The sequence below is a fragment of the Halomonas qinghailakensis genome (assembly GCF_025820815.1).
GTDB classification, from domain to species: Bacteria; Pseudomonadota; Gammaproteobacteria; order Pseudomonadales; family Halomonadaceae; genus Vreelandella; species Vreelandella qaidamensis.
The window spans coordinates 3567463-3591417 of sequence record NZ_CP096973.1; the positions used below are offsets into that span (position 1 = coordinate 3567463).

Here is a 23955-nt window from a genome sequence, read left to right on the forward strand (position 1 = left end):
GTGCGCCCATAGCTCAACCGGATAGAGCAACGGCCTTCTAAGCCGTAGGTTGCGGGTTCGAGTCCTGCTGGGCGTGCCACTAAAAGCTTTTAAGTGGACGCATTCGGTAAGACATGCAAATCAGTACTTCATCAATGGTGGATGTAGCTCAGTGGTAGAGCCCCGGATTGTGGCTCCGGTGGTCGTGGGTTCGATCCCCATCATCCACCCCATTTGATGTAACGTATTATTTATGTGTAGTTTTAGGTTGTGGTGGATGTAGCTCAGTGGTAGAGCCCCGGATTGTGGCTCCGGTGGTCGTGGGTTCGATCCCCATCATCCACCCCATTAACCTCAGTGTTATTTTGAAAATTCCCTCTTTACTTCGTTTTTCCTTCCTTGCTAACCCCTCTGTTTTTTTTAATTAAACTACTCTTTTTTTAAGCCAAGCTGACTCATATTCGGCTTTTTCGCTTTGATCGCTCGTGTTTTAAACATCTGTTATCTTATTTGCTAGGCAATGCCTGTCTATCTTTTGATTGATCCCGCCAAAAACATGTCCTGTCTACCTGACGTTACTGAGATTCTTTTCTAGCCTTCTTATCGCGATGTCGCCTTAATCGCGTGCGCAGCTTGCGCCTGATGAGCCACTTAAAAAGCTCTTTAATAAGGTGTGTGAGTACATTTTGATAATGTTAACGTCACAGATAGTAAAGTCATCTATATTCATTATTTATTTGGCGTTTATTGCTGTTGGCTGGCTTGAAAACAGTTTTTTTAGCTATATTAAAGCTGTTTGGTTAGTGATATTTTTTAGCAGGTTATTTGTTGAAAATAATTATCTGAACTTTAGTTGGTATTTTCTTTCAGGGAGTGCAACACAATGGCGTGTCAAACGGTGGTTTTAGGGGCAGGTATGGTTGGTGTCAGTATTGCTTGGCACCTACAGCAGCGTGGTCATCAAGTAACGTTGGTTGATCGCCGCCAACCAGGCCGTGAAACCTCTTTCGGCAATGCCGGTATTATTCAGCGGGAAGCGGTGCGTCCTTATCCTTTTCCACGGGATATGAAAACGATACTGAGTGTACTGCCAAACAATCGTGTTGATATCCGCTATCGTCCTGCCGGTATGATTAACGCAGCATCGCCATTGCTCAGTTACTGGCATAATTCGTCTAGCCGACTTTATAAAAAAATAGTGCCTGAATACGCATCATTGATACAGCTCTGTTTGAAAACTCATGCGCCTATGATTGAAGCGGCTAAGGCGGATCATTTGGTTCGCCGCGAAGGGTGGCTGGAGATTTATCGCACGCCAAGCAAGCTCTCCCAGCGAGTGAAAGAAGCAGAAGAGGCGCGGGACCTTTACGGTGTCCAGTTCTCAGTTTTAGACCGTGACACACTAGTTGAAAAAGAGCCTGATATAAGCAGTGACATTATCGGCGCTATTCATTGGCTTGACCCTTGGACGGTTGCAGATCCCGGTGGTTTAGTTGCTGCTTATGCAGAAGCATTTACTCAGTTAGGCGGACGTATTCTACAAACAGATATCCAAGGGTTGAAGCAGCAGGGAGATCGTTGGCAAGTTGATACTGCCGCTGAGTGTCTTGAAGCAGACAATGTTGCTGTTGCATTAGGGCCTTGGGCAGGCAGCTGGATGAAAGGGCTGGGCTATCATTTTCCGACGTTTGTTAAACGTGGCTATCATATGCACTACGCCACCCAAGCACCTGCGAAGCTTCATTACTGGCTGATGGATGCTGAGGTGGGGTATTTACTTGCGCCAATGAACGCAGGCGTTCGGTTAACAACAGGGGCTGAGCTTGATCGCCTTGAGTCACCGGCAGATGAGCAGCAGTTAGGAGCTGCAGAAAAAGTGGCTCGTTCAGTATTTCCGCTTGGTGAACGGCGAGATGCATCTGCTTGGAAGGGTGCGCGGCCATGCTTGCCTGACATGAAGCCTGTTATAGGTCCGGCTCCTAAGCATCGTGGTCTATGGCTAGCTTTTGGACATGGGCATCAGGGATTCACCTTAGGCCCTGCTACTGGGCAATTGTTGGCGGATATGATTGAAGGTAAGCCGACTGAGATTGATATGACCCCTTTTAGGGCTGATCGTTTCTAAAGCAGTGAGTGATGGTTGCCTAAGTGTTTAAGGGGAGAGACTCTTGGTAGTAAAGCATGATGTTTGCTATCTTGGTAAAACATGCAGCCAATCGTGAGGTGAAAGATGGATGTTGCCGTAAGCAACGCAGTGAGCACCGCACTTTATATGAATCAAGCGCAATCTGCTGAGCAAGCACAGATGCAGATTTTTAAACAGTCTCTTGATATGCAGGCTCAGCAAGTATCTGAAGTGCTTGCCTCTGCTAATATGGGGGCCCAGCCAGACCTTGCCCAAGAGGGCAGCGTAGGCACGCAAGTTAATACTTACGCCTAGTCAAACAGAAATCAGTACGAGAAAAGCGCCGACAAGTTCGGCGCTTTTTTTAAGAGTTCACTTAACGACTTTACTAGCGTATGCCGAAGCTTTTCTTTTTACTCCGCAAGTGGTTACTTTCTTGATCCCTCCTTTGCTATCCATGGTATGCCGCAGCGTCCTAGTTGCGTTACCATATATCCATGTAAACGCCGATATTTAAGGCGCCACCCCAGTCATAACGTTGTACCATTTTTAGAGAACTCCATGTCTGACGCCAAATTAGCGCGCGAAGCTGAACTACGCCGTACGTTTGCGATTATTTCGCACCCTGACGCTGGTAAGACCACCATCACCGAAAAAATGCTGTTGTTTGGAAATGCGATTCAGTTAGCTGGCTCTGTTAAGAGTAAGCGCAATGATCGGCATGCGACATCAGACTGGATGAAGATGGAGCAAGAGCGGGGGATCTCGGTCACAACGTCGGTGATGCAGTTCCCCTACGGCGGCCGTATCGTGAACTTGCTGGATACTCCGGGGCACGAAGACTTTTCCGAAGATACTTACCGTACGTTAACCGCGGTGGATTCCGCGTTAATGGTGATTGATGGTGCAAAAGGTGTTGAGGATCGTACCATCAAGCTGATGGAAGTCTGCCGTTTGCGCACGACACCTATTCTAACGTTCATCAACAAAATGGATCGTGATATTCGCGATCCCATCGAAGTTATGGACGAGGTGGAGACAGTGCTCAACATTCAATGCGCGCCCATGACATGGCCAATTGGTATGGGGCGGCACTTTAAGGGTGTGTATCACCTCTATAATGATGTCATTCATTTATATACCCAGGGTCAAGGCAGCCGCATTCCAGACGACAAGCGGATTGAGGGCTTAGATAACCCGGAAGTTGAAGCTGTGCTTGGCGAGGAGCAAGCCGAAGAATTACGCATGGAAGTCGAGTTGGTTCGCGGTGCTTCTCATGAGTTTGATCTGGAAGCCTATCGTCGTGGTGAGCTGTCACCTGTGTACTTCGGCACCGCGATGGGTAACTTCGGCGTGCGCGAAATGATGGATGGATTTGTCGAGTATGCGCCGCCGCCCCAGCCGCGTGAGACTGATACCCGTGAAGTAACCGCTCAAGATGACCGCTTTACTGGTTTCGTGTTTAAAATTCAGGCGAATATGGATCCGAACCATCGTGACCGTATTGCCTTTTTGCGTGTGTGTTCCGGTAAGTACGAAAAGAATATGAAGATGCGCCACGTACGCATAGGCAAAGACGTGAAAATTGCTGATGCGCTAACGTTTATGGCATCAGACCGTTCTCAGGTAGAGGAAGCTTGGCCAGGCGATATTATTGGCTTGCACAATCACGGCACGATTCAGATTGGTGATACTTTCACTGTGGGTGAGGATATGCGCTTTACCGGCATTCCCCACTTTGCGCCAGAATTGTTCAAACGGGTTCGTTTAAAAGATCCGTTAAAAATGAAAGCGTTGCAAAAAGGGCTCCAGCAGCTCTCTGAAGAAGGCGCTACTCAGGTCTTTATGCCGATGGATAATAACGACCTGATTCTTGGTGCTGTCGGTACGCTGCAGTTTGATGTTGTTGCTCACCGTTTGAAGGAAGAGTACAAAGTTGACTGCCTGTATGAAGGGGTCAATGTACAAACCGCACGCTGGGTCTATTGCGAAGATGCCAAGATGTTGGAAGAGTTTAAACGTAAAGCGAGTTCCAACCTTGCCATCGATGGCGGTGGATACTTGACCTATATCGCACCAACGCGAGTTAACCTTCAGATGACCCAAGAGCGTTGGCCGGATATTCGTTTCCAGCCCACTCGCGAGCACTGATCTAGCGTTCCTTGCTATGTTGATTGATGCCCACTGCCACCTGGATTTTACAGCGTTTGATGATGATCGCGATGCGGTTATCGAAAATGCCAAGGCGGTGGGTGTTGAACACTTTGTCGTGCCAGCAACGACACGTTCCCATTGGCCGAATGTGCTGGCGCTGGGCTCACGAACGGATGTAAGCCTGTGTGTCGGTTTACACCCTTACTTTATTGATGCGCACTCTGACCACGATTTAGTCGCCCTTGAAACGCTGTTAGCTAAGCACGAAGCTGAGGCGGGAAAACGCTTTGTGGCAGTAGGTGAGTGCGGTATCGATGGCCGTTTTACTGAGTCATTAGAAGAACAGTGGAAGTACTTCAACGCGCAGCTCCGCTTAGCTAAACAATTTGATTTGCCTGTCGTGGTGCACTGCGTAAAAGCTAATGATCAGGTGAGTAAACGGCTGCGTCAGCTGGCGCTTCCTCGTGGTGGGCTCATTCACGCGTTTTCAGGTTCTTATGACCAGGCTGCTAAGTTTCTCGATCTAGGATTTACTCTTGGCTTGGGAGGAGCGGTTACTTACGAGCGCGCGCAGCGTCTTCGTGAGGTGGTGGCACGCTTACCTGACAATGGGTTTGTGTTGGAAACTGACAGCCCCGATATGCCGCTGAGCGGCTATCAGGGCCAACGTAATGAACCGTGCAGGGTGGCGAAGGTAGGTAACGTGGTGGCAGCGCTACGACATCAGCCATTTGAACGGATAGCAGCACTAAGTAGTGCAAATGCTATTCGGTTATTTGACCTGCCATTACGATGTGAGAGTGTTAACTAACTGTTCAGGATCTAGGCGCTCAACAGCATAAGGCAAATCGCAGAGTGTTATCGAATGTCCTTGCCAATAAAGGGGGGTTAGCGCTTCAGTGACCTTAGTATTTGCTACCGCGAGCATCTCAATTTGCTGTTTATCGCTAAACGCGCTGCTAACCACTTCCCCTACGGTTTTATCCTGCTCATCCACTAACGTGTCACCAACACGGGGTAAAGTGTCAGCGGTGGTTGTAACGCGCACCAAGCGTTTTTTCACTTGGCCACGAAAATGCGCCCGAGCGACAACCTCTTGTCCTGTATAACAACCTTTCTTAAAGCTAATCCCCCCTAGCGCTTCCCAGTTGAGCATTTGTGGCAAAAAGTGGTCTTGTTGAGAGGCTGTTAACCACGCCAAACCACTGCGGATATCTTCTAATAGCCACGTGTTGAACGCATCTTCATTATCATTAACTTCAATGGCGTGTTGTTCAGCAGCATTCTCTATAGTGATTAACCAACGCCCGTGACCTGGCTGGCACAAGGCTGTCGCTTGGGCATTACTATGATGGGTAAAGGGTTGGTTAGGAAGAGCTAAATCAAACGCCTGGGCGGCCTTGTTGGCACTTTCGCTAGCGCCCACGATAAGCATTGATGACTGAGTCTGCAATTCGACGCGATAGAAAGCGGCAAACTTAGCTAAATGACTGGCAAGCATCTCTATTAATGACGTGCTCAGCAGTAGTCTATAATGCCCGTCACTGACTTTTAGCAGTTGAGCATTCGCCAGCATTCTTCCTTTTGGCGTACAAAAGCAGGTAAGAGGGGCAAAAAAGCCATCAGCTAACGCTACTTGAGCACTTGTTTGTCCTTGCAGGAATTTCTCAGCATCTGCTCCTTTGATATCTAAGGCGGCGAGGTGAGGCAAACGGACGCAGCCGTTTATGTTGAGTAGCGAAGAGGCAGTCGCCATATAAACTCCATAAGAGGCAAGGTAGGGTAAATGTAACGTAATCGTATTTGTACCAAAGGTGCGGGCAATGCTTGCAGATTGCAAGGGTTCTAGTGCGTGCTAGAATTTTACGTCCGTATCAGTTTTGCATAGCTTTTAGTTGTCTACTTACACTAACGTAGTGACTTCAACATAGTGACTTCAATCCAGCGTAGAAAAGGGCAAGGAATGGCGTATCAATCATTGACGTTTCAAGGTGTCAAAACAGCAGATCAGGTAAATAAGATTACCACGGCACTGATGATGCTGGATGGGGTCGATAGTGCCGAGGTAGGTCGCTACGGTGCCGAGGTGGAGGGGCGGGCGAAGCGTGAAGCACTTATAAAAGCGGTCGATAAATTAAATCTCGGCATAAAGGTATCCTGATGCATAAGCCAATTACGATTATCAGTGAACGAAACCATACCTTTCGTCAGCGTATTGAAGTGGATGGTTTGGAAGACCTCTATGGGGACGTGCCTCCGGTAGTAGGCGGAGACGGTAGTGCACCAGATCCGCATGATTACTTTGATATTGCACTAGGTACCTGCAAAGCAATTACCGTGCAAATGTATGCCAAGCGCAAAGAGTGGCCTCTAGAAGGCATCACCGTTAAAGTTCAGCGCGATGATAGTGAGGAAAGAAAAGGTGTCTATAAGTTAGCCGTGACGATGACTTTCCACGGTATTGATGACCCTGAACAGCGGGCAAAGCTCGAAGATATTAGCCACCGCTGCCCAATACAGCGGTTGATGACCCAGGCGACGGTAGAAATTTCCACGTTTACCGAGTAGTTCACTTTCCCTCTGAAGGAGTCATGATGAGCAAGGAATTCCGGCTGCAGTCCAAATTTAAGCCTGCTGGTGATCAGCCCGCCGCGATACGCAGCCTGATTAGCGGGCTTGAGTCGGGGCTTGCCCATCAGACCTTGTTAGGGGTGACTGGCTCGGGTAAGACGTTCACGATGGCAAATGTTGTGCAGCAGCAGCAGCGACCAACGATCGTCATGGCTCCCAATAAAACGCTAGCTGCCCAGCTATATGGCGAGTTCAAAGCATTTTTCCCGGATAACGCAGTAGAGTACTTTGTCTCTTACTATGACTATTATCAGCCAGAAGCCTATGTCCCTTCTTCAGACACCTTTATCGAGAAAGACGCTTCTATCAATGACCATATCGAGCAAATGCGCTTATCTGCTACGAAAGCGCTGCTGGAGCGTCGTGATGCGCTTATCGTTGTCTCGGTATCGGCGATCTATGGTTTAGGTGATCCGGATCAGTATCTTAAAATGCGGCTGCATTTTACCCGCGGGGAGCTGATTGACCAGCGTGCATTTTTACGCCGCTTAGCCGAGCTGCAATATACCCGTAACGATATGGATTTCCGCCGAGGTACCTATCGGGTACGTGGCGATGTCATCGATATTTTTCCTGCGGACTCTGACGAGGAAGCGGTGAGGGTCGAATTGTTTGACAATGAAGTTGATTCTATTCGCCTATTTGACCCCTTAACCGGCGAGGTGCGTACCCACGTGCCTCGCATGACTATCTATCCAAAATCACACTATGTCACACCGCGAGAAACTATTTTAGGCGCGATTGATGCGATTAAATCAGAGCTTAAAGAGCGTCTTGAGTGGATGCGCAAACATGAGCGTTTAGTTGAAGCGCAGCGATTAGAACAGCGCACTCTCTACGATATCGAAATGATGCTAGAACTCGGCTACTGCAACGGTATTGAAAACTACTCACGCTATCTTTCAGGCCGCGCGCCTGGCGAGCCACCCCCGACGTTCTTCGACTATCTGCCGGATGACGCGTTGCTGTTTATTGATGAGTCTCATGTAAGCGTACCCCAGGTTGGCGGTATGTATAAGGGCGACCGTTCTAGAAAAGAGACCCTGGTTGAATATGGCTTTCGGCTACCCTCAGCGCTAGATAACCGCCCAATGAAATTTGAAGAGTGGGAATCTATTTCGCCACAAACCATCTTTGTGTCGGCAACACCAGGCAAGTATGAAGCCGAGCATGCCAGTCAAATTGTTGAACAGGTGGTGCGTCCAACGGGGTTGTTAGACCCGGAAATAGAGGTTCGCCCTGCCAGCACCCAGGTTGATGACCTGCTCTCAGAAATTGGCTTACGTACCGCTGTTGGTGAGCGTGTTCTTGTAACTACGCTGACCAAGCGCATGGCAGAAGATCTGACCGAGTACTTTGATGAGCACGGTATCCGCGTGCGTTATTTGCACTCGGATATTGATACCGTTGAGCGTGTAGAAATCATTCGCGATCTGCGTCTTGGTAAGTTCGATGTATTAGTCGGCATTAACTTACTTCGAGAAGGCTTGGATATTCCTGAAGTGTCGCTGGTTGCCATCTTAGATGCGGATAAAGAGGGCTTTTTACGCGCTGAGCGCTCACTGATTCAAACCATTGGCCGTGCAGCACGTAACGCTCATGGTAAAGCTATTTTATACGGTGACAAAATCACTGATTCAATGCGAAAGGCAATTGATGAAACCGAGCGTCGCCGTGCCAAGCAGACCGCTCATAATGAAGAGCATGGTATTACCCCAACGACGGTGACACGCTCGGTAGCGGATATTCTTGAAGCCGCCCAAGCACCGGGCAAAAAGAGTAGTCGCCGGCGTGGCAACGACCGGAAAGTAGCTGAAAATACGGCTGAGTATGATGTTGCCACGATGAGCAAGCATGATTTGCTGGGCGCTATTAGTAAGTTAGAGGATGCCATGTTCGAGGCTGCTCAAAATTTGGAGTTTGAAGAAGCAGCGAGGCTTCGTGATCAGCTTCATCAGATGAAAGAAAAACAGCTGGCGCTAGGATAAATAATGCCTGAAGGTCCTGAGATTCGTCGTGCTGCGGATAAAATACAGAAACAGATAGGCGGCAAGCACCTTGATGATGTCTGGTTTGCATTTCCTGAACTCGCCCAGCAAGCAGGAACGCTGATTGGTCAGCGGGTTCAGGCAGTCGATACGTGGGGCAAAGCCATGCTCATTCGTTTTGCAGACCATCGTGTGCTGTATTCCCACAATCAGCTCTATGGCGTATGGAAGCTGCATAGCGAAGATAAGCTGCCAAGCACGAAAAGATCGTTACGTGTTCGGCTGGTTGCCGAGGGCAGGGCGGCCAGTCTTTACAGCGCGTCTGATATTTCGCTGTGGCATGAGAGCGAGCTAAACCAACATCCTTTCTTGTCGCGCCTTGGGCCTGATTTATTAAGTCAAAACATATCTCCTGATGATGTGAAACAACGTCTTACTGATCCAGTATTTATACGTAGAAGCCTCGGCGCATTGTTACTTGATCAAGGGCTTGTCGCTGGGCTAGGAAACTACTTGCGCTCTGAAATTCTTTTTCTAGCTAATTTGCACCCTAAAAAGCGCCCCGTTGACTTAACTGAAAATCAGTTAAGCCAGCTCGCCGCTATGATCGTGGAAACGACCCGTCAAGCGTATCTAGAAGCAGGTGTTACTAATCGCGAGGCATGGATTAAACAGGCCATTGCCGCCGGTGAACCACGCCGACAATGGCGTTTTAGCGTGTTTGAACGCGCTGGTCTTTCCTGTCATCGCTGTGGCTCAGTGATAGAGCGGATGATGATTGGTTCTCGTCGGCTGTATTTGTGCCCAGTGTGCCAGCCTTTGGATTAATATTTTATACCGTTATCTTTCTAATTCGATTAATTGCATCAGACTAATGCCGTAGATGTTACCAACAGGTTCACCGCCTATGTGGCTGCCGCATAAAGGCCAATACGGTATACTTACTACACATCTAGACGGCCATTACAAAGGTCGCAGCCAAGACGATAACCGAGGAGTTGTTAGTCCATGACCGTGATTCGCCAGGACGACGTCATTCAGAGCGTTGCCGATGCTCTACAGTACATCTCTTACTACCACCCAAAAGATTTTATTGATGCAATGTCAGCCGCTTACGAGCGTGAAGAGAACCCTGCTGCAAAAGATGCAATAGCACAAATCTTAATTAACTCGAGAATGTGCGCTACTGGCCATCGTCCGATTTGCCAAGATACCGGCATTGTGACGGTATTTGTCCATGTGGGTATGAACGTCACTTGGGACGCCGAACTTAGCCTTGACGATATGATTAACGAAGGCGTTCGGCGTGCATACAAGCTGCCGGATAACGTGCTGCGTGCCTCCGTTCTAGCAGATCCAGACGGTAAGCGAGCAAACACTAAAGACAACACGCCAGCGATTATTCATCACTCAATTGTGCCTGGCGATAAGGTTGATATCCATGTGGCCGCTAAGGGCGGTGGCAGTGAAGCAAAATCTAAGTTCGCGATGTTAAACCCCTCTGATAGTGTGGTTGATTGGGTGATGGAGCAATTGCCCAAAATGGGTGCTGGTTGGTGCCCGCCCGGTATGCTGGGTATTGGCATCGGTGGTACTGCTGAAAAGGCAATGATGATTGCCAAAGAGGCGTTGCTGGATCCTATCGATATTCAAGATTTACAAGCGCGTGGTCCTAGCAATCGCGCTGAAGAGCTGCGTCTTGAACTGTTTGATAAAGTTAATAAAAGCGGTATCGGGGCTCAAGGTTTAGGTGGTTTAACCACAGTGCTGGATATCAAAGTTAAAGACTATCCGACCCATGCGGCCAATAAACCCGTGGCGATCATCCCGAACTGTGCAGCTACCCGCCACGCACATTTCACACTTGATGGCAGTGGCCCAGTGGCTCTTCCTGCTCCTAAACTTGAAGATTGGCCAGAAATTACTCGGGAAACGGGCGACAACGTTAAACGCGTTAACCTTGATACGGTTACTCCTGAAGAAGTGAAAACCTGGCAGCCAGGTGATACGTTACTGCTGAACGGCAAGTTATTAACTGGCCGAGATGCAGCACATAAACGTATGGTAGATATGATTGCAAAAGGCGAGCCGCTTCCCGTTGATATGAAAGGAAGGTTTATATACTACGTGGGGCCTGTTGATCCAATCGGTGATGAAGTTGTTGGCCCTGCTGGCCCAACTACCGCTACTCGGATGGATAAATTTACTCGTACTATGCTTGAAGAGACTGGCTTGCTTGGTATGGTCGGTAAAGCTGAACGTGGTCAGACTGCGATTGATGCCATTCGTGACAACAATGCGGTTTACCTGATGGCCGTTGGTGGTTCTGCTTACCTTGTTGCCCAAGCAATTAAAAAATCCCGTGTCGTTGGCTTTGAAGATTTAGGCATGGAAGCCATCTACGAATTTGAGGTTGAAGATATGCCGGTTACCGTCGCTGTCGACAGCCAAGGTACGTCTGTTCATCAAACAGGTCCGGCTAAGTGGAAGGAAATTATCGCCCAAAAGGCGTAGCACAATGACGGCGTAAAGCTGCTATCGGTTGCAAATAAGCCCCGTCTCGCACGGGGCTTTTGTGCATTAGCGGTGAAATAACCCAGTAAACAGCTCACTACATACGAGGAAAAGTCAATGACCTCATGGTTGCTAGGGACCAGCATTATGCTGATACATCTATTGGGTATTGTGTCAGCGGTCATGGCGCTTATGTCAAGCCGAACGTCCCAGGGTGCTGTGGCGTGGATTATTTCACTGTTAACGTTTCCTTATGTGGCGCTACCCGCCTATTGGTTTTTCGGACGGCCGCGCTTTTATGGCTATGTAACAGCAAGGGGTGCACGAGATAATGTGTTACGCCGAGTGTTAGTGCGTTATCGCCATAATATTAAGCCCCACCTTTCATTACCAACTAGCACTGATATCCAAGCAGTAGAGCAACTAGCTATGATGCCGTTGACTAAGGGCAACAGTGCCGACTTATTAATTGATGGTGAAGCGACCTTCGCAAGTCTTTTTGAAGGAATCGATCAGGCTAAAGATTATTTGTTGCTACAATTTTTTATTGTGCGTAATGATGCCTTAGGTAAACGATTGCAGCATCATTTAATAAAAGCGGCACAGCGCGGCGTGCGTGTTTATTTTCTTTACGATGAAGTGGGTAGCCGAAAGTTAAATGATGGTTTTTTAAACGAAATGGTGAAAGAAGGCGTTGAGGTTAAAGCATTTCGTTCTTCTCGTGGCTTTAAACATCGCTTTCAGCTTAATTTTCGTAATCATAGAAAAATAGCAGTAGTGGATGGGAAGCAGGGATGGGTAGGTGGATTTAATGTTGGTGTTGAATATCTTGGGCAAAATCCCCGCCATGGTCCTTGGCGTGATACCCATTTAGCCCTGAGCGGCCCTTGTGTGCTGGGGTTACAGGAAGCTTTTTGGGAAGACTGGCACTGGGCTACAGGTGAAGTCATTACCCTAAACTGGCATGCAGAGAGTCATCCACAAGATGACCATCACGTAGTGATTGTGCCATCTGGCCCTGCCGATAAACAGGACACGGCTAGTCTTTTAATTCAACAATTAATTCATAGTGCCAATGAACGACTCTGGGTAACTAGCCCGTATTTTGTTCCTGATCAGGGAGTACAGGATGCGCTGAGATTGGCAGCAATGCGAGGTGTCGATGTTCGTGTGATGATTCCCGAACGGCCAGATCATTTGCTTGTGTTTTTATCAGCATTTTCATTTCTACCGGATATGTTAAGAGCAGGCGTAAAAATATACCGTTATCTCCCTGGGTTTTTACACCAAAAAGTGATGCTGATTGATAGCAGTGCCGCGACAGTCGGCACAATAAACCTGGATAATCGGTCTTTTAGGCTTAACTTTGAGATAACAGCTTTCATCCCAAGCACAGTGTTTGCTAGTAAAGTACATGCCATGCTAGAGCAAGATTTTGCTCAATGTCGTCGCGTTACCATTGACGAAATTAGCCAGCGCCCAATGTGGAAAAAAGTGATTTCACGTGCGGCATATTTAACCGCGCCTATTCAGTAATTAACAATCCCCCCTGCACGCTGCTAACAATGATTAGTCACAAGGAGTTTTGGGTGAATTTAGAAACAAAATGGCTCGAAGATTTCGTTGCGTTAGCAAACACACGAAGCTTTTCGGCATCTGCCAGGCAGCGCCACGTCACACAGCCTGCCTTTAGCCGTCGTATTCGTGCGCTAGAACAAGCAGTGGGGGTCACCTTGGTTGATCGCTCTACGACTCCAATTGGCCTTACATCAGAGGGGCAGTTATTTTTAATCACCGCGCGGAACCTAGTAGAGCAATTAAATGAATCCTTAAGCCACCTCAGAGGCGTTTCGATTGCTAATGAAGCGCTTGATATCGTAGCCGCTCATTCGTTAGCGTTAAGTTTTTATCCCCCTTGGATTTCTCGCCTACAAAAAGGGTTAGGTGAACTACCTACTCGGTTAGTCGCCATGAACGTTGGCGAGGCCATCCATGTTCTGCGCGAAGGTAACTGTGATCTGATGTTGGCATATTATGACCCCTTTGCCACTATGCAGCTGGACGCAGAAGTCTTTCCCTCTTTTTCTATTGGCCAAGTGAAAATGTTGCCGGTTTCATTGCCGGATGAACAAGGCAAACCACTGTTCTCAATTCAAAACGACAGTTCAATTCCTTATCTAGCATATACGCAGGGGGCATTTCTGGGGCGAAGCGTACGCATGCTGCTCAAAAACGATCCATTGCGACTCAAGCTTCGTACGGTTTATGAAACAGCCATGGCAGAAGGTTTGAAAGGTATGGTGCTGCAAGGAGTGGGGATCGCTTGGATTCCTGATTTTTGTATCCGTGAAGAGCTCAAAACCGGCAAATTAGTAAGAGCTGGCGATGAAAATTGGGATATTCCTCTAGAAATAAGACTTTACCGCTGTTCGTTAGTCCATAAGCCTGGCGTTGAGCGTCTTTGGCGTCAAATGATGAAGCTGCCCCGCGATTTTCTGCAGGCATAGCCTGCAGAATAATAGCTAGAAAATTGATGTGAGAAAGCGCCAGGATACTAAAATGTACTTAAATCTGCCGGCAAACCGAGGAAGTTTTGAATAATAAAAAAGTGATCTTCAAACAAACTTTCAGGTTCCAAGTCTGCGAGAGCAACCCAGCGAGCATGGTCGCCACCTTTGACTGGTTTTAAGCGGGGCAACTGCTGGTCAGGTCTAAGGGCAAAATAGAAAGCTTCCGCTAGTGTTCTTCCTCGCCAACTTCGATGAGGCTCATCAAACAATCGTTGTCCGCGCAGCGAGCCTTTCAAAACCGGTTCGGGTACTTTCAGCCTTAAACGTTCGCGAAGCTCTCTCAGACAAGCATCTAATAAACGCTCATGGGGATTTATGAAGCCACCCGGTAATGCAAAAAGCCCTTTTCCTGGCGCAGCCGTTCGCTTCACCAGCAGAATATGGCCCGATTGGACAACAACCGCATTAACGGTTACAAAAATTGGCGGGTAGGGGGCTTGTGCCCACGCTTGCTTATACTGATCCAGTAACTGCTGCTCTTCTAATAGGCAATGGTAGTCAATACCTTTACAAAATTTATCAACGCTTTTAACAACTTCTGGTGGTAAATCATGGTAAGCCCCCGTGCTCAAATAGTCATCAGTAGAGCCGAGAGAACGGAATAGGCGCTCACGTATTTGGCTCGCCGAGATACCTTCAACGAGTGGAACACTGACGGATTCCCATTGGGGGAATAGCGATAAGTAGTAGCTTGATTGCCCCCTGCTGGCACCAATCAAACCAATACGGGGTAAGCGAGCGTTCGCAGGCGAAGTTAAGTCGCGCACTTTACGTTGCACGTCTCGTACCCACACATCATCGTTGTAAAGCGCATCAAGTAATGGCGTAATCTCTAGACGTTGATTGTCTAGGTCATCAAATCCAGAGCGAATCATTGCTTGACGCTCATCGAACTTCCACGGGTTGCGTAAAGAGCGCGCCTGCCAGGCAGACCCCACTAATACAATGACTTGACGTGCCTGTTTTAACGCCTCACGGATAATAGCAAGATGGCCAAGATGAGGCGGCTGAAAACGACCAATAAACACCAAGCAATCAAAGTCGTAAGCCGTAGCAGGTGTAACAGCATCCGAATTCATAACGCTTCCTTGGTCGTAAGAGAGAAAGGAGAGCCATTATGAAGTGGGTAGTTAAGGGGCGCAATGTGTCTCCACCTGCGCTCAACGTTTTAGTTCGGTATGATTGTCAGATGTAGCTTATGTAAGTGCTTAATAGGGACACTTTTTGTTAAGGGAATGAATATGCTGAAAAAAACGATCATTTTTTGGTGGAATGTGGTTCAAGATGCAACAGCGTTATGGCTTGAACGAAATGCCTTCAGCTATGCAGGATCATTAGCGTTTTACACACTGTTCTCTTTAGCACCCACCGTCATCATAGCGGTGACTGTTATTGGAGTCGTCCTGGGGGAAGAGGCTGCTCAAGGTCAGATTGTTGCTCAGCTTCAGGGTACATTAGGCGCTGAAGCTGCACTTGCGATTGAGCAGGCCGTTGCCCAATCACGTATCGAAGAGTCAGGTATCTTACCAACAATACTTGGCTTTGTGGCCTTATTGGTAGGGGCCACGACCGTATTTGCGCAAATGCAATTTTCGCTTAATACCATATGGGGCGTCACTGCAAAGCCCACCTCTAATAGTGCTCTTATCTTTATAAAAAATCGTTTACTGTCTTTAACGGTTGTTTTGTCTATTGGCTTCATCCTACTAGTATCGTTAGTGTTGGGAGTTATCTTGCGGGGTATGCTCCATGGAGCCGGTAATTTATTACCCTATGCTAGCTTATTAACTACATCGCTTGAGTCATTAATTTCACTGGCGATGGTAGCGCTATTGTTCGCTACTATTTTCAAAGTGTTGCCAGATGTTGTTCTCCGTTGGCAAGATGTACTAATTGGTGCGGTAGTGACCGCCGTGCTATTTACAATTGGTCGCAGCGTCATTGCTATCTATTTGGCATATACCGCCACAGCATCTACCTATGGAGCAGCGGGGTCTGTTGTGATGATTTTGCTATGGGTATATTACAGTTCATTAATATTGTTATTTGGCGCTGCGTTTACTCGCTCTTTGTTACTCCGTCGTGGACGACCATTGGTACCGCGTAATAGTGCAGTGCTGGTGAAACGAGAGTTGTTATAAAGCGTGTGTTGATTTAAAAATGTTGTTTTAAAACAGATAGGTAGATGGTCCTAGAAAAGGTTTGTTTTAGAAGTACGGGTATCAACAGAGTTCAGTTTGTATCTTTATCAGGCTGAATTCTAAAAGTACTGTTCTTATAAGCACTGATTTATAAACACTGGGAGGACAGTTTATGTCGACTTGTTGTGTGCGTGCCTATGTAACGGGGAAAGTGCAGGGAGTATGGTTTCGGCGATCAACACAAGAGCAAGCGCTACAACGAGGCCTAACGGGGTATGCTAAAAATCTACCTGACGGGCGTGTTGAAGTCGTTCTATGCGGTGATTCAGCGGCTGTGTCTGCTCTAACAGAGTGGCTATGGCAGGGGCCAGAAGGAGCGCGAGTCACCCATGTCACAATTGAAGTACTGGATGATCACCGCGCTCCTGATCATTTCGCTACTTATTAAGCGGCGCTCGATTAATTCGCCTCACTTTGCCACTGTTTTATATTATCAGCGGTGAGGGCCACGATATTTTGGCGAGCCTCTGGCGTGACCCAGGCATTATGAGGAGTCACTATCAAATTGAGTGCCTCGCCTTCTGCTAACGCGGTTAATAGAGGATGGCCTTCTTTCGGCGGCTCTGTGGGAAGCACATCAACCGCTAGCCCGCCAATTTTTCCATCGCGAAGCGCTTCAAGCGCGGCTTCCTCGTCAATAATGCCACCACGAGCACAGTTAATAAGTAGTAGTGATGGCTTTGCGCTTGCCAATCGTGTGCGATTGATAAGGTGCTTGGTTGTTTCGTTAAGCGGGCAATGCAAGCTAATAATATCTGCCGTCGGTAATAAGTCGTCTAGAGAGGGGCGTTTGTCGTCTGTTTCATTTCCAGGTCGAGCAGCAAAGGTTACTTTCATACCAAACGCTTCAGCTAAGCGCGCCACCTCGGTTCCTAGCTCCCCTTGGCCGACCATTACTAAATGCTTATCCGACAGTTGTAGCGTTGGGTGGCCTTGTAAGCAAAAGAAATCGCTGCGCTGCCATTCACCCTGAGCAATGTCGGCTTGATAGCGTGGCAACCGATTTGCCAATGCCAGCATTAGCATTAACGTATGCTGAGAGACACTAGCTGTTCCGTAGGCAGTGACGTTTTTTACCATTATGTTCTGGGCTTTAGCTGTGTGAATGTCAATGTTGTTAAGCCCAGTAGCTAGCACACATATCAGCTTCAGTTTAGGCAATGTTGCTAGTGTTTCTGCGTTCAGTACAACCTTGTTGACAATCGCTATGTCCGCCTCCGCCAAGCGCTCACTTGCTTGCTCGGAGGTACTTTGCTGATACACCTCTAAATGATTAACAATGTGACGAATTGCTGTGAGATCGATATCCGCACCTAAGCTCTCGGCATCTAGCATTACCGCATTGGGCATTTTTCTTTTCTCCATTATCTGTCGAAAGGCGCTTGGCCTTGCTCAGCAGGGGGCACAAAAGGGTATAATGTGTCGCTCTATCAACCGCAGTCTTGGAATTTATCCCGGTAGGCCACATATTCTTTGCCTGGCAACCGTTATATTTGCCGCTAGTCTATACAAACTTAGCCTGTCGGAGTTGAGCTTTTCAGGAGTTATCAACATGCCCATCTATGAGTACGAGTGCAAGGCCTGCGGTCATCGCATGGAAAAATTGCAGAAAATCAGCGCGGATCCGCTGAAGGATTGCCCCGCGTGCCAGGGAGCCAGTCTTGAGCGCTTGGTCTCAGCAGCTGGTTTCCGCCTTGCTGGCGGCGGTTGGTATGAAACCGATTTTAAAACAGGAAGTAAGAAAAACTTGGCGGCAGATGGCCAATCTACTTCCAGCGCTGGTGCTACAAACGATACCAGTAGCGCATCAACGAAAAAGGGCGCCGCGGCTTAGCCGCGGTTGTCAGGGTCAGAAAGACCCACGACAATCTCATTGCCACGTAACAGAACAGGATTAGACATGCGCAGCCATTATTGCGGCCAGCTTAACGAAACTTTGGTGGAACAAACGGTCACTGTCTGCGGTTGGGTTCATCGCCGCCGTGATCATGGTGGGGTCATCTTTCTAGATATGCGCGATCGCGATGGCATCGCTCAGTTCGTTGTCGACCCTGACACCGCCGAAGCATTTGCTAATGCTGACCGTGCTCGCAGTGAGTACGTACTTCGTATTACTGGCCGTGTCCGGCTGCGCCCTGAAGGAACGCAAAACCCCAATATGCCAACGGGCATGATTGAGGTATTAGCTAAAGAGGTGGAAGTACTCAACACTGCTGCCACACCCCCTTTTCAGCTGGATGAACATAACAAAGTAGGCGAGGAAGTTCGCTTAAAGCATCGTTATATCGATCTTCGTCGTCCGGATATGATTGAGAAGCTACGCTTGCGTTCGCGTATTTCTCATAACGTTCGCGCCTATTTGGAAAACCAAGGCTTCTTGGATATCGAGACGCCGGTATTAACTCGCGCAACGCCCGAAGGTGCCCGCGACTACCTAGTTCCTAGCCGAACTCATGCAGGCAGCTTCTTTGCACTACCACAGTCACCACAGTTGTTTAAACAGCTGTTAATGGTGGCTGGTTTTGACCGTTACTACCAAATAGCAAAATGTTTCCGTGATGAAGATTTGCGCGCTGACCGTCAGCCCGAATTCACGCAAATTGATATCGAAGCCTCTTTTGTCGAAGAAGACGACATCATGGACATTACCGAAGCCATGATTCGTCAACTCTTCCAAGAAGTGATGAGCGTTGAGCTGCCTGAGTTTCCACGCATGACGTGGCAAGAAGCCATGGATCGTTTTGGTTCTGATAAGCCGGATCTACGCATTCCGCTAGAGTTGACCGATGTTGACGATCTGATGAAGCAGGTTGACTTCAAGGTTTTCTCAGGTCCAGCAAGTGCTGAAGATGGCCGTGTAGCGGCATTGAAAGTGCCCGGTGGTGCCAAACTGTCGCGTAAAGAAATCGATGAATACACTAAGTTCGTTGGTATTTACGGTGCAAAAGGCCTGGCATGGATTAAAGTCAATGAGCGCGCAAAAGGGCTTGAGGGTCTGCAGTCGCCGATTGTTAAGTTCATGGAAAACATCGTTGAAGAGCTGCTTGATCGGGTCGGAGCTGAAGATGGCGACATCATTTTCTTCGGTGCCGACAAAGCGCGCATCGTCAATGAGGCAATTGGTGCATTACGCGTCAAGTTAGGTGCCGACCTTGAGCTTTACACCCAGGCGTGGGCACCATTATGGGTTGTTGATTTCCCGATGTTTGAAGCGGATGACAACGGTCGTCTTAGCCCGCTACACCATCCGTTCACAGCCCCTTCTTGCTCGCCAGAAGCGCTGAAAGCTGACCCTGCAAGCGCACTTTCACGCGCTTACGATATGGTGCTTAACGGTACCGAGCTAGGCGGTGGTTCCATTCGTATTCACGATCAAACCATGCAGAGCACAGTGTTTGAAATTTTGGGAATTGGCCAAGAAGAAGCGCAAGAAAAATTTGGCTTCTTGCTGGATGCACTCCAGTATGGCGCACCTCCCCATGGCGGCCTAGCGTTCGGTTTAGATCGCCTAGTCATGCTGATGGCCGGCGCTAAGACAATTCGTGAAGTCATTGCCTTCCCGAAAACCCAAAGTGCCGGCTGCTTAATGACCGACGCACCGGGTGAAGTCAGCGCAGACCAGTTGAAAGACCTAAATATCCGCCTGCGCCAAAAAGCAAAAGCAGAAACCACCAGCGAATAATTGCTCAGCTCTGCTTGTCGTTCAGTAACGAATGGTTCAGCAACAATTAGATCAATGATGAGTAGTTCAGCACCGACGTTTAGGCGTCGGTGTTTTTGTTTGAACAGCTCGCAATTATAGGAAAGGTGACATGGATGAAAAGCAGCCCGTCCCTGCAATTAGAATTTTGGGTATCGATCCAGGTTCGCGTATCACAGGCTATGGTGTCATCGATTTAGTGGGTGTTAAGCCTCATTATGTCTCCAGTGGCTGTATTAGAACCACCGATGGCCCTTTAGAGCAGCGCTTAGCGCAAATTTATGCAGGCTTGAGCGAAGTGGTCGGGTTACATCGACCCAATACAGTGGCAATTGAGCGCGTCTTTATGGCTAAAAACCCTGATTCAGCGCTGAAGCTTGGTCAAGCACGGGGCACAGCACTTGTTTGCATTGCGAATCACGGCTTAAACATTGCGGAATACGCAGCAAGACAGATCAAACAAGCCGTTACAGGTCAGGGCGGTGCGGATAAAAGCCAAGTTCAGCATATGGTAACCGCCATTCTCCAGCTATCATCAACGCCACAGGCTGACGCTGCGGACGCGCTAGCAATCGCGCTTACCCATGCCTACGCTGGGCATGGTCTTTTACCAGTATCGTCTACTGCTAGAGGTGGCCGTAGGCGCAGTACCGGTCGATGGCGGCTTTAGCCGTCTACTGGTCATTTGTACAGAGTATCTTTATAGTAAATAACAGCTTTTTATTATTGTGAGCGTGCTTATGATCGGTCGTATCAATGGTTTTTTATTAGAAAAGCATCCCCCTTGGATAGTAGTAGATGTACATGGCGTCGGTTACGAGCTAGAAGCCTCCATGAACACATTAATAGCGCTCCCTGCTGTGGGAGAGAGCGTATCTATGTATACGCACCTTACGATTCGTGATGATGCCCATTTGCTTTACGGTTTCGGGCGTGAGCAAGAGCGCGCATTGTTTCGGGCCTTAATTAAAGTCAACGGCGTAGGGCCTAAACTAGCATTAGCCATCCTTTCTGGTATGGACGAAGCCGCGTTTATGCGCTGTATCCGTGACGACGATAGCAAAGCACTGACGAAACTTCCTGGCGTTGGTAAAAAAACCGCAGAGCGGTTAATTATTGAAATGCGTGATCGCTTCCCTGAATGGGAAAACGGGGCGGATGCGCCCCTAGCTTTAGAAGCGACCAATGGTGAACCTGCTCCACGCGACACACTGGCAGATGCAGAAGCTGCCCTGGTAAGTTTGGGCTATAAGCTCACTGAAGCATCAAAGATGTTGGCTGATATCAACCCTAAGCAGTCAACAGAGGCAATTATTAAAGCCGCGCTGACCAAACGCATGGCTGGGTAACAACGTAGGTTATTTCATGGAACGACGGATAGTGCGCACCTTATGTTAGAACATGACCGATTAATTGCAGCACAGCCCGAGCACGGGGAAGGGCGTATTGATCATGCGATTCGTCCTAAACATCTCAAGGATTATATTGGGCAACCACGCGTACGTGAGCAGCTCGAAATCTTCATGGGGGCTGCAAAACTACGTCAGGAAAGCCTAGATCATACCTTGGTATTTGGCCCGCCAGGGCTTGGTAAAACAACGCTTGCTAATATTATTGCTACTGAGATGGGGGTAGGGCTGAAATCAACTTCTGGCCCCGTGCTTGAGCGTGCAGGTGATTTGGCAGCCATGCTGACAAATCTAGAACCCGGTGATGTACTGTTTATTGATGAAATTCATCGCCTGTCCCCTGTGGTAGAGGAAGTACTGTACCCGGCGATGGAAGATTTTCAGTTAGACATTATGATTGGCGAAGGGCCAGCAGCCCGGTCAATCAAGCTCGATTTGCCTCGTTTTACCTTGGTGGGCGCGACAACGCGCGCAGGCCTACTAACTTCCCCCCTACGTGACCGCTTTGGCATTGTACAGCGGCTGGAGTTTTACAATCTCGAAGAACTTACTGAGATTGTCACGCGCTCGGCTCGCTTGCTTGGTGTAGAAACCAGCTATGAAGGAGCAGTAGAAGTCGCACGACGCTCAAGAGGGACCCCTCGTATCGCCAATAGACTGCTGCGTCGGGTGCGTGACTACGCAGAAATAAAGGGCAATGGCATCGTTGATGTAACGCTCGCCGATGCAGCCCTTAATATGCTAAATGTCGATCACCATGGGCTGGATCATATGGATCGGCGCCTTTTACTGGCAATGATCGATAAATTTGATGGCGGCCCTGTCGGGGTAGATTCGATTTCAGCGGCTATCAGTGAAGAGCGCGGCACCATTGAAGATGTCATCGAGCCTTACTTGATCCAGCAAGGACTAATGATGCGCACACCAAGAGGACGTGTAGTGACGCGACAAGCATGGTTACACTTCAATAAAACGCCTCACGAGAATGCTATTGACCCAGAGGGAGAGCGTCGCCCATGAAAAATGGGGCCACGATGCCGGTGCGAGTATATATGGAAGATACTGACGCCGGCGGAATTGTCTACTACGTTAACTATTTGAAGTTTATGGAGCGTGCTCGTAGTGAGTGGTTGCGTACATTAGGGCTTAATCAGCAAACGTTACTAGACGCAGGTACCCAGCTAGTGGTATATCGCCTAGCCTGCCACTACAGCAAGCCAGCTCGCTTAGATGACTCGCTTATTGTCAGCACAACTGTTGAGAGTGTTGGCAAATGCCGCATGACTTTTTTACAGCAAGTTCAGCGAGATGAGGAACTCTTATGCGCTGCTACAGTCGAGATAGCCTGCCTGTGCGCAGACAAGATGCGGCCTAAGGCATGGCCACAAGCATTGAAAGCACTTAGATGATTCATTTTAGGCGAACGCTGATAACTTGCGTAAATCTATGAAGTAGTGCGATGTAGCGCGCTACCTCATTACCTTTAGACACCACCACTGTTCGGAACTTCCGACGCTAATAGCTTGACGAGGGTAACTGTGAACGATAACACCATGTCTATTCCCCACTTGATAATGAGTGCCAGCACGGTTGTTCAGCTGGTGATGTTGCTGCTGGTGGTGGGTTCAATCCTCTCATGGGTGGTTATTTTCCAACGTAGCATTGCCCTACGTAGGGCAAAACAGGAATACAACCAATTTGAAGAATCGTTTTGGTCGGGGGTCGATTTAAACGAGCTGTATCGAGAAATTCCCGCGGATGACCCGCACTATGGTGCAGAACATATCTTTCAGGCAGGCTTCCGTGAATTTAATCGCTTAATGCCAAAAACACGTAACCCCGACACAATCTTGGAAGGTGTGCAGCGTAGTATGCGCGTTGCCTGGTCTCGAGAAGAAGATCGCCTAACTCAGCACTTGGTGTTTCTTGCCACCGTCGCGTCAGCGAGCCCTTACATTGGCTTGTTTGGCACGGTGTGGGGAATCATGGGTTCCTTTCAATCCCTTTCGATGACACAACAAGCTACGCTGGCTACCGTTGCCCCGTGGATTGCTGAGGCGCTAATCGCAACAGCAATGGGTCTTTTTGCAGCTATCCCAGCGGTGATTTTCTATAACCGCCTATCTAATGATGCTGCACGCTTGCTGGGTAAGTACGAAGACTTTGCCGAGGAATTTCACGCCATTTTGCATCGTAATTTGCAAGGCCGTGAAAGTAAGTCCAGCGCTAGCTAAGGGAGTACGCTATGCAAGGCCCGTTTAATCGTAGCGGCAATAAAAAGCCGATGGCGGAAATCAACGTAGTGCCCTTCATTGATGTCATGCTGGTTTTGCTGGTGATCTTCATGATTACCGCACCGATGCTGACGCAAGGGGTACAAGTAGACCTTCCACAAGTCACCTCAGAGCCGATTGAAAGCCAAGAAGAAAGTGACCCAATCATCATTTCAGTTGATCGAGAGGGTGGTTATTTCATTACGTTAGGTGAAGACTCAACGTCTGTTTCGCTTGAACAAATGTCCGAACGGGTAGTAGCAATATTGCAGCGTCGACCTGGCACGCCAGTCATGGTGCGTGGTGACCGCAATGTGCCTTATGGACAAATAGTGTTATTGATGAGCACACTACAACGTTCAGGTGTTGCTAATGTAGGGCTGTTATCTGAGCCACCACAAGATGGTTAAA

Annotated in this window: 24 protein-coding genes and 3 tRNA genes; 24 read left to right on the forward strand and 3 right to left on the reverse strand. The window is 48.5% G+C overall.

What is annotated here, in order from left to right:
• Positions 1-2: 2 nt before the first annotated feature.
• From M0220_RS16255 to M0220_RS16285, 7 genes are all read left to right on the forward strand, one after another.
• Positions 3-79 (forward strand) — tRNA-Arg (locus tag M0220_RS16255).
• A gap of 58 nt (positions 80-137) precedes the next feature.
• Positions 138-212 (forward strand) — tRNA-His (locus M0220_RS16260).
• Between the two features lie 40 nt (positions 213-252).
• A tRNA-His gene (locus M0220_RS16265) sits at positions 253-327 on the forward strand.
• 535 nt (positions 328-862) lie between these two features.
• Positions 863-2104: an NAD(P)/FAD-dependent oxidoreductase gene (locus M0220_RS16270; RefSeq protein WP_264018231.1), complete on the forward strand. Its 1242-nt coding sequence runs from the start codon at positions 863-865 to the stop codon at positions 2102-2104.
• A gap of 105 nt (positions 2105-2209) precedes the next feature.
• Positions 2210-2419 (forward strand): putative motility protein, encoded by a 210-nt coding sequence (locus M0220_RS16275; RefSeq protein ID WP_030072901.1) that lies wholly within the window; start codon positions 2210-2212, stop codon positions 2417-2419.
• Positions 2420-2665: 246 nt separating this feature from the next.
• Complete coding sequence (locus M0220_RS16280) at positions 2666-4255, forward strand: peptide chain release factor 3 (RefSeq protein ID WP_264018232.1); 1590 nt, start codon at positions 2666-2668, stop codon at positions 4253-4255.
• Between the two features lie 16 nt (positions 4256-4271).
• On the forward strand, positions 4272-5069 hold the full coding sequence (locus M0220_RS16285) for a TatD family hydrolase (RefSeq protein WP_030072906.1): 798 nt from the start codon (positions 4272-4274) through the stop codon (positions 5067-5069).
• Here the strand turns inward: M0220_RS16285 and ygfZ are convergent.
• A complete protein-coding gene (ygfZ, locus tag M0220_RS16290) occupies positions 5046-6014 on the reverse strand; it encodes a CAF17-like 4Fe-4S cluster assembly/insertion protein YgfZ (RefSeq protein WP_030072908.1) in 969 nt (322 codons plus the stop codon). The genes M0220_RS16285 and ygfZ overlap by 24 nt on opposite strands.
• A 207-nt stretch (positions 6015-6221) precedes the next feature.
• On the opposite strand from ygfZ, the gene M0220_RS16295 reads away from it, so the two are divergent.
• The 7 genes from M0220_RS16295 to M0220_RS16325 all read left to right on the forward strand — a co-directional run bounded on the left by M0220_RS16295 (position 6222) and on the right by M0220_RS16325 (position 13898).
• A complete protein-coding gene (locus tag M0220_RS16295) occupies positions 6222-6419 on the forward strand; it encodes a hypothetical protein (RefSeq protein WP_030072910.1) in 198 nt (65 codons plus the stop codon).
• Positions 6419-6826, forward strand: a complete 408-nt coding sequence (locus M0220_RS16300; protein ID WP_030072912.1) for an OsmC family protein — start codon at positions 6419-6421, stop codon at positions 6824-6826. Before M0220_RS16295 ends, M0220_RS16300 begins: the two co-directional genes overlap by 1 nt.
• Positions 6827-6852: 26 nt before the next feature.
• On the forward strand, positions 6853-8877 hold the full coding sequence (uvrB, locus tag M0220_RS16305) for an excinuclease ABC subunit UvrB (protein ID WP_030072914.1): 2025 nt from the start codon (positions 6853-6855) through the stop codon (positions 8875-8877).
• A 3-nt stretch (positions 8878-8880) separates the two neighbouring features.
• Positions 8881-9705, forward strand: coding sequence for an endonuclease VIII (nei, locus tag M0220_RS16310; RefSeq protein ID WP_264018233.1), 825 nt, complete (start codon positions 8881-8883; stop codon positions 9703-9705).
• A 180-nt stretch (positions 9706-9885) separates the two neighbouring features.
• Positions 9886-11391 (forward strand): fumarate hydratase, encoded by a 1506-nt coding sequence (locus tag M0220_RS16315; RefSeq protein ID WP_030072918.1) that lies wholly within the window; start codon positions 9886-9888, stop codon positions 11389-11391.
• A gap of 117 nt (positions 11392-11508) precedes the next feature.
• Positions 11509-12927, forward strand: coding sequence for a cardiolipin synthase (gene cls / locus M0220_RS16320; RefSeq protein ID WP_030072920.1), 1419 nt, complete (start codon positions 11509-11511; stop codon positions 12925-12927).
• A gap of 53 nt (positions 12928-12980) precedes the next feature.
• Positions 12981-13898: a LysR substrate-binding domain-containing protein gene (locus M0220_RS16325; protein WP_030072922.1), complete on the forward strand. Its 918-nt coding sequence runs from the start codon at positions 12981-12983 to the stop codon at positions 13896-13898.
• Between the two features lie 47 nt (positions 13899-13945).
• On the opposite strand, the gene M0220_RS16330 is transcribed toward M0220_RS16325, so the two are convergent.
• Positions 13946-15040: a bifunctional nicotinamide-nucleotide adenylyltransferase/Nudix hydroxylase gene (locus tag M0220_RS16330; RefSeq protein ID WP_030072924.1), complete on the reverse strand. Its 1095-nt coding sequence runs from the start codon at positions 15038-15040 to the stop codon at positions 13946-13948.
• Positions 15041-15202: 162 nt separating this feature from the next.
• On the opposite strand from M0220_RS16330, the gene M0220_RS16335 reads away from it, so the two are divergent.
• Together M0220_RS16335 and yccX are read left to right on the forward strand one after the other, a co-directional pair.
• Positions 15203-16102, forward strand: coding sequence for a YihY/virulence factor BrkB family protein (locus tag M0220_RS16335; protein ID WP_030072926.1), 900 nt, complete (start codon positions 15203-15205; stop codon positions 16100-16102).
• A gap of 172 nt (positions 16103-16274) precedes the next feature.
• Positions 16275-16550, forward strand: coding sequence for an acylphosphatase (yccX, locus tag M0220_RS16340; RefSeq protein WP_264018234.1), 276 nt, complete (start codon positions 16275-16277; stop codon positions 16548-16550).
• 11 nt (positions 16551-16561) lie between these two features.
• On the opposite strand, the gene M0220_RS16345 is transcribed toward yccX, so the two are convergent.
• A complete protein-coding gene (locus M0220_RS16345; protein WP_264018235.1) occupies positions 16562-17512 on the reverse strand; it encodes a D-2-hydroxyacid dehydrogenase in 951 nt (316 codons plus the stop codon).
• Positions 17513-17714: 202 nt separating this feature from the next.
• Here M0220_RS16345 and M0220_RS16350 point away from each other — a divergent pair, with 202 nt between their 5' ends.
• The 8 genes from M0220_RS16350 to tolR all read left to right on the forward strand — a co-directional run bounded on the left by M0220_RS16350 (position 17715) and on the right by tolR (position 23954).
• Positions 17715-17996, forward strand: a complete 282-nt coding sequence (locus tag M0220_RS16350; protein ID WP_264018236.1) for an FmdB family zinc ribbon protein — start codon at positions 17715-17717, stop codon at positions 17994-17996.
• A 66-nt stretch (positions 17997-18062) separates the two neighbouring features.
• A complete protein-coding gene (gene aspS / locus M0220_RS16355) occupies positions 18063-19844 on the forward strand; it encodes an aspartate--tRNA ligase (RefSeq protein WP_264018237.1) in 1782 nt (593 codons plus the stop codon).
• Positions 19845-19974: 130 nt separating this feature from the next.
• A complete protein-coding gene (ruvC, locus tag M0220_RS16360; RefSeq protein ID WP_264018238.1) occupies positions 19975-20532 on the forward strand; it encodes a crossover junction endodeoxyribonuclease RuvC in 558 nt (185 codons plus the stop codon).
• A gap of 70 nt (positions 20533-20602) precedes the next feature.
• Complete coding sequence (ruvA, locus tag M0220_RS16365; protein ID WP_030072935.1) at positions 20603-21211, forward strand: Holliday junction branch migration protein RuvA; 609 nt, start codon at positions 20603-20605, stop codon at positions 21209-21211.
• Between the two features lie 42 nt (positions 21212-21253).
• Positions 21254-22291, forward strand: a complete 1038-nt coding sequence (gene ruvB, locus M0220_RS16370) for a Holliday junction branch migration DNA helicase RuvB (RefSeq protein ID WP_030072937.1) — start codon at positions 21254-21256, stop codon at positions 22289-22291.
• Entirely contained in the window at positions 22288-22680 is a 393-nt protein-coding gene (gene ybgC, locus M0220_RS16375) for a tol-pal system-associated acyl-CoA thioesterase (RefSeq protein WP_318784687.1), read from the forward strand. The genes ruvB and ybgC overlap by 4 nt, the downstream gene beginning before the upstream one ends.
• A 129-nt stretch (positions 22681-22809) precedes the next feature.
• The gene (tolQ, locus tag M0220_RS16380) at positions 22810-23505 is read left to right on the forward strand and encodes a protein TolQ (protein ID WP_030072943.1); all 696 of its coding nucleotides are present in this window, start codon (positions 22810-22812) and stop codon (positions 23503-23505) included.
• Positions 23506-23516: 11 nt separating this feature from the next.
• Positions 23517-23954 (forward strand): protein TolR, encoded by a 438-nt coding sequence (tolR, locus tag M0220_RS16385; protein WP_030072945.1) that lies wholly within the window; start codon positions 23517-23519, stop codon positions 23952-23954.
• The last annotated feature ends 1 nt before the right edge of the window (position 23955 follow it).